General features: G+C 52.4%; 15 protein-coding genes. 5 read left to right on the top strand and 10 right to left on the bottom strand.

The annotated features are described in order from the left end of the window. Window positions 1–113 precede the first annotated feature (113 nt). Window positions 114–1,448 (top strand): tetratricopeptide repeat protein, encoded by a 1,335-nt coding sequence (locus FRY97_RS01590; RefSeq protein WP_147165662.1) that lies wholly within the window; start codon window positions 114–116, stop codon window positions 1,446–1,448. 230 nt (window positions 1,449–1,678) lie between these two features. Here FRY97_RS01590 and FRY97_RS01585 read toward each other — a convergent pair whose 3' ends face one another. Beyond that, window positions 1,679–2,239: a sugar O-acetyltransferase gene (locus tag FRY97_RS01585; RefSeq protein ID WP_147165661.1), complete on the bottom strand. Its 561-nt coding sequence runs from the start codon at window positions 2,237–2,239 to the stop codon at window positions 1,679–1,681. A gap of 151 nt (window positions 2,240–2,390) precedes the next feature. On the opposite strand from FRY97_RS01585, the gene FRY97_RS01580 reads away from it, so the two are divergent. The 3 genes from FRY97_RS01580 to tilS all read left to right on the top strand — a co-directional run bounded on the left by FRY97_RS01580 (window position 2,391) and on the right by tilS (window position 6,170). Then, entirely contained in the window at window positions 2,391–3,704 is a 1,314-nt protein-coding gene (locus FRY97_RS01580; protein WP_147165660.1) for an aspartate kinase, read from the top strand. Window positions 3,705–3,822: 118 nt separating this feature from the next. Then, window positions 3,823–4,827, top strand: coding sequence for a carbohydrate kinase family protein (locus tag FRY97_RS01575; RefSeq protein ID WP_147165659.1), 1,005 nt, complete (start codon window positions 3,823–3,825; stop codon window positions 4,825–4,827). After that, complete coding sequence (gene tilS, locus FRY97_RS01570) at window positions 4,824–6,170, top strand: tRNA lysidine(34) synthetase TilS (RefSeq protein WP_147165658.1); 1,347 nt, start codon at window positions 4,824–4,826, stop codon at window positions 6,168–6,170. Before FRY97_RS01575 ends, tilS begins: the two co-directional genes overlap by 4 nt. A 16-nt stretch (window positions 6,171–6,186) precedes the next feature. Here tilS and FRY97_RS01565 read toward each other — a convergent pair whose 3' ends face one another. Together FRY97_RS01565 and FRY97_RS01560 are read right to left on the bottom strand one after the other, a co-directional pair. Further along, window positions 6,187–6,579, bottom strand: coding sequence for an RNA-binding S4 domain-containing protein (locus FRY97_RS01565; protein ID WP_147165657.1), 393 nt, complete (start codon window positions 6,577–6,579; stop codon window positions 6,187–6,189). Between the two features lie 23 nt (window positions 6,580–6,602). Further along, on the bottom strand, window positions 6,603–7,340 hold the full coding sequence (locus tag FRY97_RS01560; protein ID WP_147165656.1) for a PPK2 family polyphosphate kinase: 738 nt from the start codon (window positions 7,338–7,340) through the stop codon (window positions 6,603–6,605). 380 nt (window positions 7,341–7,720) lie between these two features. Here FRY97_RS01560 and FRY97_RS01555 point away from each other — a divergent pair, with 380 nt between their 5' ends. Next, entirely contained in the window at window positions 7,721–8,068 is a 348-nt protein-coding gene (locus FRY97_RS01555) for a n-acetylglutamate synthase (protein ID WP_147165655.1), read from the top strand. Window positions 8,069–8,163: 95 nt separating this feature from the next. On the opposite strand, the gene FRY97_RS01550 is transcribed toward FRY97_RS01555, so the two are convergent. The 7 genes from FRY97_RS01550 to FRY97_RS01520 all read right to left on the bottom strand — a co-directional run bounded on the left by FRY97_RS01550 (window position 8,164) and on the right by FRY97_RS01520 (window position 17,329). Beyond that, complete coding sequence (locus tag FRY97_RS01550) at window positions 8,164–9,726, bottom strand: T9SS type A sorting domain-containing protein (RefSeq protein ID WP_147165654.1); 1,563 nt, start codon at window positions 9,724–9,726, stop codon at window positions 8,164–8,166. 51 nt (window positions 9,727–9,777) lie between these two features. Beyond that, the gene (locus FRY97_RS01545) at window positions 9,778–12,555 is read right to left on the bottom strand and encodes a TonB-dependent receptor domain-containing protein (RefSeq protein ID WP_246141505.1); all 2,778 of its coding nucleotides are present in this window, start codon (window positions 12,553–12,555) and stop codon (window positions 9,778–9,780) included. A gap of 237 nt (window positions 12,556–12,792) precedes the next feature. After that, window positions 12,793–13,530 (bottom strand): ZIP family metal transporter, encoded by a 738-nt coding sequence (locus tag FRY97_RS01540; protein WP_147165652.1) that lies wholly within the window; start codon window positions 13,528–13,530, stop codon window positions 12,793–12,795. Next, window positions 13,517–14,107, bottom strand: coding sequence for a phosphatase PAP2 family protein (locus FRY97_RS01535; protein ID WP_147165651.1), 591 nt, complete (start codon window positions 14,105–14,107; stop codon window positions 13,517–13,519). Before FRY97_RS01535 ends, FRY97_RS01540 begins: the two co-directional genes overlap by 14 nt. A gap of 7 nt (window positions 14,108–14,114) precedes the next feature. Continuing rightward, window positions 14,115–14,849 (bottom strand): class I SAM-dependent methyltransferase, encoded by a 735-nt coding sequence (locus FRY97_RS01530; protein WP_147165650.1) that lies wholly within the window; start codon window positions 14,847–14,849, stop codon window positions 14,115–14,117. Window positions 14,850–14,960: 111 nt separating this feature from the next. Further along, entirely contained in the window at window positions 14,961–16,259 is a 1,299-nt protein-coding gene (locus FRY97_RS23245) for an ATP-dependent DNA helicase (protein WP_147165649.1), read from the bottom strand. Window positions 16,260–16,291: 32 nt separating this feature from the next. Next, window positions 16,292–17,329 carry an endonuclease/exonuclease/phosphatase family protein gene (locus FRY97_RS01520; RefSeq protein WP_147165648.1) on the bottom strand — a complete coding sequence of 346 codons (1,038 nt, stop codon included), beginning with the start codon at window positions 17,327–17,329 and terminating at the stop codon, window positions 16,292–16,294. Window positions 17,330–17,552: the final 223 nt, after the last annotated feature.

Genomic DNA, 17,552 nt, shown 5'->3' with positions numbered 1-17,552 from the left:
GGTTTTTTCGGATTTTAACATTTTGTAAATACCGATGAGTTCCAGACCTTCGTCCTTACAGTGTATAACCCCGAAAGGGAACTGATTGTACATCAAAACAGAAAATATTTAACATGAAAAAACTGATCTTTGCCCTGGCTGCAATTCTTATGGTTTTCGCAGCACAGGCACAGGATGGTAAAAAAGCGGTCCGTAAAGCCTCAAGCGCTTTGGGCGCCTTTAACCTTGACCAGACGAACAACCGGGCCAAATTGCAGGAAGCAATCGATGAAATAGAGGTTGCTGTCAACGATCCCGAAACCGCAAAAGATGCGAAGACGCATCTTACAAAAGGCGAAATCTATAACGAAATCGCTAACCAATACCTGATCGCTGCACAGCTCAATCAGTCTACAGAAGGCCTGCCAAAAGTTGACAATGCAGCAGAAATGGCAGCAGGGGCTTACATAAAGGCTTATGAATTGGCCGAGAAAAAGTGGGAGATCCGTGATGCTTGCAAAGGCATGTTGCAGGCGCAGGGCCACCTGAGCAATGCAGGCGTCGCCGCTTTCCAGGAAACTGGAGATTTTGCGAAAGCGTACAAAGATTTCAAAATGGTGCTCGATCTGGATGAAATCCTGAAAAAGGAGGGGGAAGCGTCTAGCTTGCCTTCTGATGAGGAGTACAACAATCAGCTCTACATTACAGGCCTTGCAGCACTGAACGCCAATGAAATGGACGCTGCAAAAATGTACTTCCAGAAGTTGTACGACATGAAGTACGACAAGCCTGCGATCTATGAGTCGCTTTACAAAATTAACGCAGGCGATGACGAGGCTTCCATGGAGGAGGCTTACAAATATCTGGAAGAAGGCCGGAAGCTATTCCCGGACGAAGTTTCTATCCTGTTTGCGGAAATCAACCACTTCCTCCGCCTAGGCAAGCTAGATGCCCTGATCGACAAGCTGAAAGCTGCGATTGACAAGGAGCCGGAGAACACTTCCTTGTATTCTACCCTGGGCAATGTCTATGACAACCTTTACCAGAAAGAGCAGCAAGCGGGTAACGAAGCCAAAGCTGAGGAGTACTTCAGCAACTCCCTGGATTATTACCAGCAGGCCATCGATAAGGACCCCAAATACTCTGACGCGATTTACAGCATCGGCGCCCTGTACTACAACAAGGCAGCACTGATGACTCAGGAGCTGAACAAGTATGCGGACGACTACTCCAAAGAAGGCTTGAAGAAGTACGAGGAGATCAAGGAGAAGGTATTTGCAGAGTTTGATAAGGCGCTGCCTTATTTCCAGCGCGCAGAGGCCCTTAATCCAAGCGATCTCAACACTCTGATCGCCCTCAAAGAGATTTATGCTCGCAAGGACGACCTCGAGAAGTCCAACGAATTCAAGGAGCGCATTGATAAGGTGCAAGCAGGCGAGACGATCGAAGACGCGTATTTCGATAACTAGTACCTTAAGCCATAAATCTCTGATACTTAAGTTGAAGTTGTTTTCCGGCTAATCAAGGCGAAGGTTCGCGACTTTAGCCCGAGCTAAAGGAGCGGTTCTTTAACGAAGAGTAGGCGGGAAAGAACGAAACTTGAGGTGGCAAGGATTTATGGCTTGAGGCACTAGCCTTGGCCGTTGGCCCAAACCCCAAAGCGGCTGCCGAGCTTATGTCCGGCAGCCGCTTTGGTTTTTTAACCCTCTATTTGCCGGATAACCCGGCAAGGATTGCCGGCAGCGAAGGTGCCTGCCGGGACATCGCGGGCCACTACACTGCCAGCCCCAATCACTGCCCGGCTGCCTATAGACACCCCCGGGCAAAGGATAGCACCGCCCCCGATCCATACATCATCGCCTATGTGGATGGGCTTGGCATATTCTTTGCCGCTGCTGCGAGCTTCCGCCTCAAGCGGATGGGTAGCCGTATAGATTTGCACATTGGGGCCAAACATGGCCCGGTGGCCGATGGTGACCGGGGCAACATCCAAAATGGTGCAGTTGAAATTGAAGAACACCCTCGAGCCCGCTACGATATTGTACCCGTAGTCACAGTAAAAAGGCGGTTCAATGAAAATATCTGGGCGGGCATTGGGCAGCAGCTTGAGCAAGACCTGCTGCCGGGCTGTCGATTCTGGTTCACGCATGGCGTTGAACGCTTGAAAAAGCATACGGGCGTTTTTCCGTTCTTCCGACAGCTGAGGGTCAGAAGGGGAGTACATTTCGCCTGCGATCATCTTTTCTTTTTCGGTCCGCATCCTTCCTGAGCATTTGTTGAGCACAAGCAAGATAGGGGTTGAGGTTGGAATAAACCTTAAACCCATTCAGGATTCCGGCTGTTTTTTGTTTCAATTTGATTACTTTGGCTTGCCAAGCCGATGCATAACCTGTTTGAATAAAAGAAGTACTATGAAGCGACCGGTTCGCGTCTTCAAGTTCGGAGGCGCTTCCTTGAAAGATGCAGATGCCATCAGAAATGTAGCTGATATCCTTAAAGGCTATAAGGAGGAGCGATTGGTAATCGTCGTATCAGCTATGGGCAAAACTACCAATTCGCTGGAAGAAGTGGCCGCAGCACATGCTGCCCAAAATGGGAAGGCTTTCGACCTGCTGAATGAGGTCAAAGCTCGTCATTACCAGATTATGAAGGAGCTCTTTGAGGGGCCGGCCGAGGAGGTTTTTGCCAGTATCAACGATACTTTCGTTGAAATAGAATGGGTTTTGGATGATGAGCCTCACGACAACTATGATTATATGTATGATCAAATCGTCTCTGTAGGCGAATTGGTCTCCTCCAAAATAGTCGGGGCTTTTCTGAACCAGGTGCAGCTCAAAACGACTTGGGTCGACGCACGGGATGTCATCCTTACCGACAATATTTTCCGCGAAGGCTGGGTGCAATGGCCCGAAACGCAGGAAAAAGCAGCCCGGGTGGTTGCCCCGATTTTGGAAAACGAGGGCTTCGTGATCACCCAAGGCTTCATTGGGAGCACCAAAGAGAACTTTACGACCACCCTGGGCAGGGAGGGGTCTGACTATACCGCTGCGATTTTCTCTTTCTGCCTTGATGCCGAGGACATGACGATCTGGAAAGACGTACCCGGGGTGCTCACTGCCGACCCCCGCAAATTCGATAATGTCACTAAGCTGGACCGGCTCTCTTACCGGGAAGCCATAGAAATGACCTACTACGGGGCCAAGGTCATCCACCCAAAGACCATAAAGCCCCTGCAGAATAAGAACATCCCGCTTATTGTAAAATCCTTCATCAACCCCAAAGGTGACGGGACCCACATTTCCGACGAAATAGAGGACAACTACCCGCCCATGGTCGCAGTGGAAGGGGATCAGGCCTTGCTGCAGGTCAGCACAAGGGATTTCTCTTTTGTGGCAGAGCACCATATCCGCGAGCTGTTCAACCTTATCGCTGAGCTGCGCATACAGGTGAATATGATGCAGAATTCTGCCATCAGCTTTAGCTTGTGCATCAATGATATAGATGATAAAGCGGACCAGTTTGCTGCACGCATACAGCGTGAATACAAAGTGATGATCGACCGCGGGCTTGAGCTCATTACAGTAAGGCACCACGATCAGGCCATACTTGAAAACCTGCGGCGCGGCAAAATTGTGATGCTGGAAGGGCGTATCAAGGACACTACCGTGCAAATGGTCGTAAAAGATGTGCCGGTGATGCGCCGAAAAGCCATCCCCACGGTATAGTGCCTAAGCGCTCCACATGCGCTAAGCCGCGTTATTGCTTTTCTAAACTGTAAAGAAAGGGCGAAGGCTACAGGTTAGAAGCTATCGCTCAGCTGGACCGCCAAATGACGAGGATACCATGGATCAAAAATTTCAGGTTGCTGTTTTAGGGCCAATCCCCTTTGACCACATTGTAACGAGCAAAGGGCAAGAGATCATCAAGTACGGCTGCGCCACACATACGGCGATTGGGCTTTCTGCCTTGCTGGAAGGGCAGGGCAGGGTAGTGCCCATCACTCATATCCGCCAATCTGATGAGCAGGCGGTACGAGAGCTGTTGGGGCAGTACCCGAATATCAGCCTGAAAGGGGTCTATTCTCACTTGGACCAAGGCGATGTCATCCATTTGAACTTTATAGACCAGAATAACCGCTTGGAAAAACAGACCGGCTTGATGCCGCCGATCCGGCCCGAAGATGTGGAGCCCTTCTTGGATAGCGACGTTTTTGTTGGGGTCCCAATTTCAGATTATGAAGTGCCCCTAGAGACGCTGCGCTACATCTATGAGAGGCGTAAGCCTGGGGCGATTACCGTCTTCGATGCGCACGGTCCCACCACGACGGTCACGGTGACCGGAGACCGTCTGCGCCGGTATTGGGTAGAACGGGACCTTTGGCTGCCTTATATTGATGTCCTCAAGATGAACCTTGAAGAAGCAGGCTGCAGCTGGTTCGGCAAAACTTTCCGTACAGGAGATCAAGAGAAGCCTTACCATGAGCTTACCGAAAAAGAAATGGCGGAGTTTGCCCTGCACGTCTTAGAGCGGGGGATCAAGGCCCTGATCATTACTTTGGATGCAAAAGGGTGTATGGTTTACAGCTTGCCCAATGGCACCCTGTCCGCGGTTTTTGTCCCTAGCATACCGGTGAAAGAAGTGATAGATACTACTGGGTGCGGCGACTCCTTTGCAGGTGGGCTTGCATTTGGTTTGTTGGGCAACCCTGACGACTATGTGCGGGCTGCGCAATTTGCCAATGCGCTGGGTGCGATGCGTACGCAAGGCACTACTTTTGAGGTTTTCAAGCCTTTTGCAGCTACCAAAGCGATTCTGCAGGAGCATTATAAGTCCAATGCAAGGGTATGAGTTTGAGCAGCCGTTTGCAGGATTGGCTGGCCGTTCACGGTATCGGCAATTCCGCCACCTTTCTGCTGGCGGTCAGCGGGGGAGGCGATTCTGTAGCTATGGCGGCCCTCTTTCATGAGCTGGGGCTTCAATTCGCTATTGCCCACTGCAACTTCAAACTAAGGGGCGAGGCCTCCGATGAGGACGAAGCGTTTGTAGCAGGCTTGTCCGGCCGTTTGGAGGTGCCTTTCCACAGCATTTCCTGGGATACAAAGGCTGAAGCCGGCAAGCGGGGCAGTGGGGTTCAGGAAACAGCGAGGGCGCTGCGCTACAGTTGGCTGGAGCAGCTTATCGCACAATACGGCTTTGCTTATTGTGCGACGGCACACCATCTGCACGATAGCTCGGAAACCACCCTGCACCACCTGATCAGAGGGACAGGGGTATCAGGGTTGCAGGGCATCCCGCCTGTGCGCGGGAAATTTATAAGGCCTCTGCTGAACGAAGCGCCTGGCGAATTAAAAGCCTATTTGGATGCCAAAAACATCAGCTGGCGGGAGGACGCATCCAATCAATCCGATGGCTATACCCGCAACTTTATCCGCCACAACATCATCCCCCGTGTATTAGAAGTGAACCCTCAGTTCCATGAATCGTTGCAGCGCACACATCAGCGGTTGAGGGAAACCGAATGGCTGGCCCTTCAGGCGGTCAGAGCGATAGCGCAGCAAGCCCTATTGCCCGGTCAGGAAGCATACACCCTACGATTGGGGCCCTTGCAGCAATCGGCAGAGGCCCTGCCTACGGTCATGTGGGAGCTGGGCAAAGCGTTCGGGCTTCAGCCCGGGCAGGCACAACAGGCCGCGGATTTGGTCTTGGAAGGGAAAAAAGGCAGGTTTTTAGAAACAGCTACCCATCGGTTTGTAATAGGGCACAAGGTCTTAGCCGTTGCCCCAAAAACTCAAGCCGGCTGGCCAGAAGGTGAGCTGGCTGAAGGGGGCGGAGCCCTGGAATGGGCAGATGGAGTACTGTCGTTGTCTTATCGCTTGGGGCAGCCCGACCTTTCTTTAGCAAGCCCTTGCAGAGCATTTTTCGATGCAGCTGCGCTAAAATTCCCATTAAGGGTAAGGGGGTGGCAAGCCGGGGATAAGTTCTCCCCTTTGGGGATGAGCGGGCAGCGCCAAAAGCTCAAAGACTATTTCAACAACCAAAAGCTGTCGGTCATCGAGAAAGAGAAAACCCCTCTGCTGGTAGATGCAGAAGGGGATATCCTCTGGGTAGCAGGCCACCGGGTTTCACACAAAGGAAGGGTGCAGCGCGCAACAAGCCGCTACTATGAGGCGGTTTACGAGCGGGGGGGCTAAGCGCTCCAAATATGCGCTAAACATCGTCCTTAAAGCGGTCGATACGGCGGCGGTCCTTCTTAGTCGGGCGCCCGGCGCCTTTCTCCCTGGCTTCCGGCTGTGCTTTGCCTACATACCATTCATTGTATTTATTGAGCTCCTCAGTAGGGGTAAGGTCTTCATAGCATTTCTGGGCCAAGGGGGCGCCCACCCGCTTTTTGATGAGGTCGAGCACTTTGAACTCGAAGTTGAAGCCATTCTTTTTAACTTCTACCTTCTCGCCAATCTGTAAGCCATAGGCCGGTTTTACATTCACACCATTTACCTTGACTTTGCTGGCTTTACAGGCATCGGTAGCGAGGGTCCGGGACTTGAAAATCCGGACGCTCCAAAGCCATTGGTCAACACGTACTTTTTCGGATTTTGACATACCTTGTTTTTATGAGTGCCCCGTCACAGGGGTAAAGGAGGGTAGGCCATATTCAGCCCTTCTAGCTTTTCAACTAACGTTTTAAGGACGATATAGTTCCGGTACCAGCGTTTGTCCACAGGAGTGATGACCCAAGGTATGCGGCTTTCATTTATGGCGTACTCATAAGCAGCCATATACTGTTCCCAATGCTCACGCTCCTTCCAGTCGTTAGGGTTGTGCTTCCAGTGTTTGTCCGGCTCGTCCAAACGCTCCTGCAGCTCTATAGCTTGCTGCTCAAAGGAGATGTGGAGGTAGAACTTAAAGATAAGCGTCTGATTGTCTGCTGCCAGCAGCTCCTCGAAAGCATTGATGGCCTGCATGCGCTTGGTGACGGTCTGCTCATCTATCCAGCCGTGCACCCGTTGTATGAGGATATCTTCGTAATGCGACCGGTTGAACACGTGTATCATGCCTTTGGGCGGTACTACTTTGTGGACCCGCCAAAGGAAATCGTGTGACAGCTCTTCTTCTGTCGGCTTTTTAAAACTGAAAATATTGACGCCCTGCGGGTGACAGTCGGCGAAAGCATGTTTAGATGCACCGTCTTTGCCGCTTGCGTCCATGCCTTGAAAGAGGATAAGCACTGCATATTCCTTCCCGGCATATAACTTTCGCTGCAGCGCTCCGAACCGTTCGGCGAGGTCTTTGGTTTCTTTCTCGATATCATCCCGGCTGAGTTGGGCCGGCGGGCCGGTAGGTATGCTGTGTAGCTTGATCATAGCGGTTCAGATTTTCTGTTGAAAGATAAAAACAATGCCGGTTTTTAGAAATGTTTGGCCCTATCAAATTCTTAGCAGTGCGTTCGGGCGCAAGCCAAAATGTCGCAGTCGTTTAGGCTTTTCGGGCTTTATAGCCTGGCATTGGCCTAGCGCTGCGGAGGGGTGATAAGCCCGCCAGGGCCGAGCGGATAGCGAGCCCCACAGCATAGCGGCACCTGCCTTCTCGGCAGGGGCAGGCCCCAATCCTTGCGGAGGGGGCAGGCAAAAAAACGACAATCTGATTTACGCTTGTGCGTTATGGCGTCAAAATAGTTTTTAAGCAGTAGCCCCTCATATTCAGTGGGCCATTAAATTTACACTTGAAATTAAAAACAGGTGCGATGAACTACAATGGAAGAATTTTTGAACCCGTATCCAATTCCGCTAATGGGCAGGTATCAGGACAAACCCGTTTTTTCTACCATCAGGTAGGGCGTGTACTTTGGGGGACGTACAAAGGCGGTGAGATTATCGCCGGCACCCTGACCGGGCTAGTGCATGAAGACGGCACGCTTGAGTTCCATTATCAGCACATTGACACCCAGCATGAGCTTAGGCTTGGCAAGTGCCGTTCTGTGCCGGAACAAGGCAGCAATGGCGAGCTTCGCCTACGCGAAAAGTGGCAGTGGCTCAATGGGGACCAATCGCAAGGAGAGTCCTTGCTCCAAGAAGTCTTGCCGATCGATTAGCGCAGCAGCGCTTAGGCTCCTCTGGAAAACAAACAGGCCGTTGCGCATTTAGCAACGGCCTGTTTGTTTTTTTGGAAAGCACGAAAGTGCCAGGCTTATTTGAAGATCAGCCTTTGCACTGCAATGCCTTCTTTCATCCTTAATTTCAGGAAATACATGCCAGCAGGTGCTGTCCCACGCGGAAGCTGATAAGTGTGGTGGTTGATGTCGAAGAACGTCTGTACCAAACGGCCATTAACGTCGTACATCTCGATCGCTTTGATGGTATACTCTGGCGCCGCCACGATCTGTACCTCAGAGGTAGCAGGGTTAGGCATTACTTTGAGGCCAATCTCAGCAGCATCGAGGCGCTCGAGGCTTGTCAGGTTGCATGGGAGGTCCATTGCCAGGCAAGCACGTGGGCCAACGTAAGCAAAGACGGTGTCCCAGTAAGTACGCGCTACGACAGGATCTGCGGGGGGATCATCAGCATTGGGGTTGTCCAGTGCGTAGAAGTCCCAAGGAGCAGAGTTCAGCGGATCGTCGGTAGGGAAAGGGAAGAGCCCTTCGTATCCGTCATTGCGGCTGTCAGCCACCTCGCTGAAATCGATGAATGCATCAGGGATGCCACTGAAAAGGTCATTAGTGCCCAGCCCGCTCAGCTCCGCCTGAATGTCATAAGAGCCAGAAATTTCCACAACGGCGAAGTCATCGGTTGGGTCATCGGGGTCACCTGTGCCAGGCACAGTCAGCGTACCTGTAGTATAAGGTGCAAAGGGGTCGGTGGGGACGTGGAAAGAAACCCAAGGCTTGGTTTCCTCATCTATCCAGCTGATATCTCCCAGTGCGCCGCCATTGTTGACAGTAAACGAGATGTCTGAAGGGATAGGCGTGCCATCCTCATACGTCACGTGGTTGGGGTAGCAAAGGGTATCGCCAGCAGGGAGCACCGGGTATCCCGGAGGGACAATGCCCACGGTCGTACCGTCGAGGTTGCCGTTTACTCCTTCAATGACCATAGGCACAGGGCCTGTTCCCAAGTCGATCAGGAATTTAGGCACCACAATTTCTGCATACTGCTCGAGCGTAGCATTGGCTGCCACGATGTAACCGCCGGTGCCAATCCCCCAAGTGCCGATCCGCTCGGGATCGATATTGTACGGGTTGTTTTCATCCTGAGCCAATTTCCGCATATAGCGGACGGCAGTGCGGGTGTCCTGAACGCCACGGTAAGCCGCATTGATCAGGAAGAACTTCCGGATGTCCTGTGAGGGGTCGATAGGGTTCCACCCCAAGCGGTAGTCGATAGCACAAGCCACGAAGCCGCGCTGCGCCAACCGGTTGCAGACTTCCACTACAGTAGAGTCTGATTTCGTGCCGCCTGTTCCGTTGTTCTGCGGGAAAGGCAGGAAGTTGCCGGTATGGAACACCAGCATGACCGGGCGTGCTGTGTTGTCATCTCCAACAGGCTCGTAGATATCCATCACCAAAGGGCGGGGGATAGCTTCCGTCGATTGCTGGAAAATCAGCGGCAGGATAGTGGCGTTCACCCCGTAAGGCTGGTTCAGGGTCACCTGAACATCGTACTGAGCCTCCAGGTAAGGGCCATCTTGTGCCCGGAGCGCACCTGCTGATAAGAACAGCAGGAAAGCGAAAAGCATGAAGTTAAATTTCTTCATAGTCAAACATTTAATATTGAGTTTCAAATTATCTGTGCAAGGGTTATCGTGCTACTTCTTTTTCCACTCGTACAAGAAGGAGATGTAAGCCAGCCTTCCTATCCGTGGGCCGCCGTAAGTTTGGAACACCTGATTGTTCAGTATGTTGGTGGCGCCAAGTTTAACTGTGGTATTTACCTTAGGGAAAAAGTAGTTGATCTGGCCATCGAGCAGGTCATAGCTCGGGATAAAGCCGGTGAACTGAGGGGAGCCTTCGAAAAGGAAGCCCTCGATCCACTTGTAATTCAGGTTGAACCCGAAATTCTTGAGTTTGCCCATCCGAATGTTGCGCCCAGAAATGCCAATATTGAACTTGTGCTCCGGGGTGTTGAACGCAGGGATAATGGGGTCATCTTCTTGCGAGACGATGGCATTGTAAGAGTAATTCCCGGTTATGGAGTAATAATCTGCAAAGTAGTAGTTCAGCCCAAGAGAGAAGCCTTGGGTCGTCACCTGTGATTCTGCATTGGATGCGAACCGGAAGACCTGGACATCGTCGGGGATGAAGGAAGTCTCATCTTCGAACTCAGCCTGTATGGCGATGTTGAAGCCGATAAAATCTGTATAGACATTGAAGTAGTAACCGGCGTCTACGAAGAGCTTATTCCAAAGGGTAGCCCGGTAACCGCCTTCGACCGTCCGTACCCGCTCTGGGCGTATGGGGTCTATATCGTAGTAATCCAGCAAGCTCCGCTGAAGGAAGCCGCTGAGGTAGTCTTGGAAAGAAGACAGGGTGATCACGCTGTCTGCACCGGCAAGGTTGCCAGCCAGAATGGCCGGCCCTACATCCAAAGACAGGTATTGGTCTGCGAGGGTCGGGTTGCGCACTCCTGAAGAAAAGCTGAGCCGGAGGTAGTGGTTGGGCCGTGGCTTCCAAACGACAGAGGCAGCAGGGGAGAACACGTAGTCGAAGTTCTCGTTTTTGTCCATCCGCGCAGTGACATTGGTCCGCCATTTGCCATCGGAGAAGACTTTGTTCAAGCCAGCATAGACCCCGTACTCGAAGTTGGTGATCTGTATGCCTGCGGTGTCATAGAAAACGGTGCCCCGGGTATCCGGAGTGTAAAGGCGGGCATTGGCTCCGAGGATGATTTCGCCAAACTCAGGGTTGAAGCGTTTTTCGCCATGGACATGGTACAGGGCAGACTTATCGTAAAACCGGGTACCGCCTTCTTCGTTGTTGTAGGCTGTACGTATTTGGTTGAAGGCTTGGTCGAACTCGGGTGTGCCAGGCTCAAAGCGGCCTGAGAAATCATTGGTCGGCGCATTGACAAAGTCCCGTGCCATTTCGTGGGCTTCGTTCATGAAGTCCGCGTTGTCCGCAAGCCATTGTGCAGCCTCCTCCCGGTCAAAATCAATTACCACCTGGCCGGTCTCCGGGTCAAAAATAATGCCGGCCTCCGGATAGCCCATTTCCACCATCATATTGGCAATGCCGTTGTCTTCCCACCATTTTTTATAGCGGTTGTAGTAAGAGCCGTCTGTCTGCCCGCGCTCCTGTAGACGGAGGGCAGTGAAGTAGGGGTCGTAACTGTCCCCGGCATCTTCTTTGGACATATAGGCGCGGATGAAGAAATCGTCCCTTTTGCGGAACTCAATGCGCGGCTGATAAAAAGAGATGTTCCGGAGGCTGTAGCGGTTGTCGCCCTGATAGACGGTAGTGCCGTTGCCATAGCTCATCCCCAAGATCAGTTCGGGCGAATCCTCAGCCAGCTTGGGGTTGGTGCGGATGTAGACGGAGCCCAGTGCCTTAATATTCCTGGTGTCATAATCCACTAGATCGAGCTCGCGGTAGCCCGGGCGGTGCACGGTGAGCAGGCCTGCTGCATCATTAAAGGAGTTGGTCGTGTTTTGGGTGAAGTCCCCAAAAATATCGTACTCATCGCCGTAGATGTTCACTGCATCCCATCCGCCGGGGTTGCCCGTGGGGGTTTGCGAGCCATCTACAGCCTGATAGTTTTCTGCCTCCCAGTCGTCCGCCTGCAAATAAGAGAGCGTGAATTTATAGGCTACCGTTTTCTGCCCATCCTTGTTCTTGAAACTGTCTGCCCATCGGATCTCTGGGTTGAGCAAGTTGCGCTCCCCGTACTTGACCTGAGCGGAGAACCCCTCCGTGTAGAAAGGGTTTTTTGTCTCCATGGAGATCACCCCGTTGAACGCATTGGGGCCATAGAAAGAGGAGCTTGCCCCCTGTATGATATCCACCTTGCGCACATCAAGCTCTGGCGCGCCAAGGAAATTGCCAAGAGAGAAGTTGAGCCCCGGCGCTTGGTTGTCCACCCCGTCGATGAGCTGAAGGGACCGTACAGGGCTCGTGCTATTGAACCCCCGGGTATTGATGACCTTGAAGCCCAAGCTGGCCGCAGTCAGGTCTACCCCTTTGAGGTTGCCCAGCCCATCATAAAAACTAGAAGCGGCTGTTTCTTTAATGGCTAGGACATCAAGGGATTCAACAGTAAGGGGGGATGATTTTTGCTTATCCGATATCCTCTGCCCCCGCACTTCCACGACCTCTGTGGTAATGACTGCTTCCGACAGCTTGATGCGCAGCTCCTGGCCTGCCTGCTCTACCACAACCTGCTTTTCTTCATAGCCGATGTAGGAGATATTGAGCGTTAGCGGGAATGCAGATTTGGCCCGCACTTCAAAAGCACCATCAAAATCGGTTACGGTGCCATCCGTCGTCCCATCTACCACCACACTGGCCCCGATCAGTGGGTCATCTGTGGTGGCATCGAACACAAACCCTCTCAATGAAGCCTGCGCCAGCAGCCCTTGCCCAAACAGCAATCCAAGAACAATATTTAGAAACAATCTCTTGCTTGCAAATTTCATGTCATCCACCTCTATGGTTTGGAAAATAAATTCTGAATGCAGTCGCCAAAATAGGGATTTTTGGATAGAATTAACTCAGCCCTAACATAAAATAATTGTCGCTGGACCCGCATAGATTCTGCTTTCCCGGGTAAACAACTGATTATCAACCGGGCAATGTGTTAATTACTTAGCGAAAATTCGCTAGCGGTGTTAAATAATATCGGCCACAATAGAGAGCCCTACACCGAAGAGGATGACCAGGAGCTTGGCCATAGAAATGCGGTGCTCGTGGGTGTCATCGGCTTCAAATAAAATGGTCGTGCTGATGTGCAGAAAGGCACCGATGACGAAGGCAAGCAGGAAGGTGATGCCCTCGCTCCCCAGCTGCAGGTAGCTGGCTGTGAAGGCCCCTGCTGGCGACATCAGTGCGAAACCTGCCAGACAGCCCCAAACCGTTTTGTAGGGCAGCCCGGCCCGCAGCAACAGCGCCATCAGGGCAAAAGCTGCGGGTATCTTGTGGAGCAGGATGCCAACCAGAAACTGTAGGCTGCCCTCATGATGATGGTGATGGGCCGTATGGAAGTCTTCAAAATAGCCCAAGGGCATCCCCTCAAGGAAAGCATGAAGGGAAAGCCCGGCCATGACTTGAATGGCCAGCGTCCTTGGGCGGCTGTGGTGGGCATGTATGTGCCCATGCTCAACTCCTCTTGAGAATTGTTCGAGCAGCAGTTGTACGAAAAAACCGGCCAAAACCCAGGCGCCGGCGCTGTGCCCTCCAGATTCGAACACGCCGGGCATCAAATGCAGCACGGTCATCCCCAAAATGTAAGAGCCACTGAAGGACAAGGCCAGTTTGAGCCACCGCCCGCTTTGGTCGCTAAAGCGGAAGCCTAGCCATCCGCCCGCAAGCACCGCTATAATCAGCATGAGGTATTCAAACCATTCCATCTTCTCGCTTTTTGAGTTGCAGTATCGGCTGCCGCTGGTAAATATAGCCTAAAATAATGCCAATGCCCGTGCCGATGGCCCCGCCAGCTATGACATCGCCTGGGAAGTGGACCCCTACGTAGACCTGCCCGTAGGCAATGCTCAGGGCCCAGAAGATCAGTGGGATACGGACCCATTTAAAGACAGCGCCCAGGGTGAGCGCCATAAACACAGCAATGGCCAGGTGGTTGGTAGCATGGGAGGAGGTGAAGCTGTAGCCGCCTCCACAGCCCCCTCTTTGTATGACCGGCACTTCAAGGGCGGTATCGTTGCAGGGGCGCACCCGCTCGAAGGTTGGCTTCATGATCTTGCTGCTCACGGTGTCTGCAACCCCCACGGTGAGGGCCACCGCAAGGATGAAGTACAAGCCCCGCCAACGGAAATAGTATAGGCTCGCCCCAGCAATGAGAAGGTAAAGGGGGATCCAAGTGGTTTTGTCCCGCCACCAAGGCATTACAGCATCAAACAGCGCATTGGCACTGCCGCTGTTGATGAGGTAGAACAATTGGTGGTCGAGCGCTAGCATTTGCTCCAACATAAGCGCTTTAGTTTTTGGTGGCTACCAAGATCAGCCGTGGGCTGTCTGCAGGGTGGAAGGGGGCAAGCTGATAATCGCCAAATACGGTTTCCAGCCGGAAGCCCGCCTCTGCGAGCAGCAGCTCGAAGTCAGCCTTGCCCAATAGCTTGACCTGCTCTTCAAAGCAGTAGGTATGCCCTTGATGTGCAAAGCAGATCTGCTTGATGACCCGCCCCTCTGCGGTGTACTTTTGGATGTCAAAATGGATCCCGTCCACGACTTTCTTCTCTCGGCCAGTAAGGCGCTGCTGTACATAGTTGGCATTGAAAAAGTCCAGGACGAAAGTGCCGCCGGCCCGGAGGTTGGCACAGGCACTGCGCAGGGCCTGCAAATCCTCAGCTCTGGTTTTGAAGTACCCAAAGCTGGTAAAGAAATTGAATACATAGTCGAACGCTGCTTCCTGGAAAGGCTCCCGCATATCGTGGCGGTAGAAAGAGAGGTGCTCATGCTCTAGCGCTTTTGCATAGGCGATGCTGTTTTCCGAAAGGTCTACTCCCGTAACCTGCAGCCCCTGATTGGCAAGGTGAAGGGCATACCGGCCCCGGCCACAGGCCAGATCGAGCACCTCGGCCCCGGCGGGGATGTCCAAGTAGGCTAGCAGTTTATTAATGAAAGCTTCTGCCTCCTGTTCATCTCTATACTTATAAAGGATGTGGTAGTAGGGAGAGTCAAACCAGTTTTCAAACCACTCGGGCTTTGTCATATCTTGTCAGTCGGCCACAGGGCCTTGGCTTTTATGAATAAGACAGGGCAGAGAATAAAAAGAACGGCGCAAATATAGAAAACTTAAAGCATCCCAATTGGAGGATGGGCATCACCTGAAATGGGCTTCATAAAATTCGACCACCCGTTGGTCGGTGAGGATATCCTGATGCCGGAGTTTTTGCTTGAGCACTATACCGCCAAGGCTCCTGCACCGGCTCAGGGCCACGTAGGTCTGCCCGTGTTCGAATGCGCCCCTGCCCATGTCTATAATGACCTTGTCGAAGGTCTTGCCCTGCGATTTATGTATGGTAATGGCCCAGGCGAGCCTTAGGGGCAGTTGAGCAAAAGTGCCGAGGACTTCGGTTTCTATGGCGGAAGGGTCTTTTTCTGAAGGCTTGTACTTTAAGATTTCCCACTCAACGGGGGAGGCCTCGATTTTTTGTGGGCTGCCATCCGGGCCTTCTACCTGTACCGTCACAGCGTCTTTCCCCATACCTACGATTTTGCCAATTGTGCCATTGACAAACCTCCGGTCGGGGTCATTTTTGACGAACATGACCTGCGCGCCCAATTTTAGCTTCATCAAGGGGTCGGCAGGGTAGAGGCGGGGGTTGAACTGCCCTGATATCTTGGCCGGGTATACTTGCTCTTCCAAGGGGATGCGGCTAAGCTCTGCATCATTGATCCGGTCTACGGTAGCATTCCGGGCGGAGAGGGTGATGTAGTAGTCTTCGGCTTCAAATTGTGGAAGATAGCGGCTGTTGAGGTCGTCGAGGTCGTCATAATCTACCCGGTTGAGCCGGACGGCTTCGAGCAGGCGAAGGAAGTTGCGGTTGTCCTGCCGATAGACTTTGTTGAGCTCCATCATGTCCATACTGAACAGGGGGTCGTCAAATACATGGGCAGAGAAAAAGTAGGGGGACTGATACTCCAGCTGAAAGCGCATCGCCTCGATATCATTGGCGACAACAGGCGGCAATTGGAAGACATCGCCAAAGAAGACCACCTGCAGGCCGCCGAAAGGGGCGGGCACTTCCCGGTTGAGGCGAAGGAAATGGTCGATATTGTCTAGCAAATCGGCCCTTACCATAGAGATTTCGTCTATGACAAGCACTTCCAGGTTTTTGTACAGCTTGCGGTCGCGCCGTTTTTTCAGTTCCTGTTTTGTGAGGGGTTTGGCAGGGAAGCCAAAAAAAGAGTGGATGGTCTGCCCGCCCACGTTCAGCGCGGCAATGCCTGTTGGTGCAACGACGGCCACTTTTTTTCGGGTAGTGCGCCTGAACAATTGGAGCAGGGTTGATTTGCCGGTGCCCGCCCTGCCGGTAACAAAAACATTACGCCCTTCATCCTCAATCAGGTGCAGGGCTTGTTCGAAATCTCGGCTGAGTTCCAGAGGTGGTTTGTCCAAAAGGCAGAGTAGGTTTTAGGCCTACAATCGCGCTAGGCTGCAGGCTTGATCATGAGCAAATAAACCGGGAAGTGGTCGCTGTAGCCCCCAAGATACTCACTTCCGCCGAATGTGCGGAAAGGGTAGCCTTTGAAGCGCCCATGCTTTTGGAAAAGGTAGTTGGGGTTGTGCACCTTGACTTGGTACATGCGGTAGCCTTCAGCACGGGGGTTAGCCAGGCCGTAAGACAACAGCAGCTGGTCAAAAAGGCTCCAAGTGTCACGGTATGCAAGCGTGCCAATGCCTTTGCGGTACAGATCGTACATGGGGTTGTAAAATTCCCCTTTGCCTACTTTTTTGCGCTTAAATTTTGCGCCGATCACTTCCTTTACAGAAGGGCTGACCGGGTCGTCGTTGAGGTCGCCCATGATGATGATCTTGGCCTCAGGGTCTTGAGCCATTATCGAATCAGCCGCCATTTTGCAGACCATAGCTGCTTTGTTGCGCCCCGGCTGGCTCGCCGCTTCGCCCCCGCTCCGGCTTGGCCAGTGGTTGACCATAATGTGGATGGGGTCGCCGTCAAAAGTTCCAGATACCAGCATGACATCACGGGTGTACCTGCGGCTTCCGTCTTCCCGGAAAAGCTCAACTTCTAACATTTTATGCCCGAGCACCGTAAAGTACCTGGGGTTGTAGATCAACGCCACATCGATGCCCCTTAGGTCGGGGGAGTCTTCGTGCACGATCTGATACCCCCGGTCTTTGATGAGAGGATGAGCGACGAAGTCTTCGAGCACGCTCCGGTTTTCAATTTCGGAAACGCCAAGCACTGCCACACCGTCCGGTGTTACTTCGGTGGCCAGCTCGGCAACAACTTTCGCAAGGCGGTCTAGTTTTTGGGTATAGCGCTCGGTGTTCCATACCCGTTCCCCGGAAGGGGTGAACTCCGTATCCCTGACATTTTCCGTATCCAGGGTGTCGAACAGGTTTTCAAAATTGTAAAAGCCGATGGCCCCGACTTTATAATTCTGCTGTGCGCTAAGTGCGAACGGCAGAGAAAGGATGAACAGCAAGCGGACAGTAAGCTTCATATGCAGGCATGCTTTTGTGCGGTGCAAATATAGAAATTAAGGATTCTCAAAACGGATAGGGCAGGCTGTATTACATTAACTGGCTATTAATTTTTGAAATTCAGTGCTTCAGATAACAGAATAAACTGCTACTTTTGCTGGAAATTAAGCAACAGCCTCCCTTTAAGCCGCCCTTTTCCGACGCCGAGGCCTTTGATGCTCTGCCGCGCCGTGGCCTCCTTAA

It is taken from the genome of Phaeodactylibacter luteus, assembly GCF_007993045.1.
GTDB lineage: Bacteria > Bacteroidota > Bacteroidia > Chitinophagales > Saprospiraceae > Phaeodactylibacter > Phaeodactylibacter luteus.
Note: the sequence above shows the minus strand (reverse complement) of the source record. Positions and strands in the feature narration are given on the sequence as shown.